Raw genomic sequence first — 380 nt, forward strand, 5'->3', positions numbered from 1 at the left:
GGTACAGGTCAGTCGTCGTCTGGATGAAGAAAAGCGATTGTTGCAGCGTTGTGTGCAAGCCTGCCCGGCGCTGGGCGTGGCTGGCAGCGATCACAATGAATGGCAATTGCAGGAACCCGAGCAATGCCTGGAATTGCTGACTGAATTAAAACAGCTCGAAAGCGAAGGTGTAGAGCTGGTGTGGCCGGAAGGCGAGCGCTTCCGATTAAAAGGCAGCCGCTCGATGGACAATCTGCGCCTGACCATTAAGCGTCAGGGCGAATGGTTTGTCGCAGGCGGTGATGTGGTGCTCGATGACGGTCGTGTGCTGGCCTTGCGTGAGTTATTGCAGATGGCCGAGTCCGGCAAAGGCCGCTTCTTGAAAATTGGTGATCAGGATT

1 protein-coding gene is annotated in these 380 nt (G+C 55.5%); it reads left to right on the forward strand.

What is annotated here, in order from left to right:
* Nucleotides 1–380, forward strand: a 380-nt coding sequence (locus KDM89_RS20285) for a hypothetical protein (protein ID WP_212689674.1), incomplete at both ends; no start/stop codon positions are given.

It is taken from the genome of Cognatundibacterium luofuense, assembly GCF_018139685.1.
Lineage (GTDB): Bacteria > Pseudomonadota > Gammaproteobacteria > Burkholderiales > Burkholderiaceae_D > Undibacterium > Undibacterium luofuense.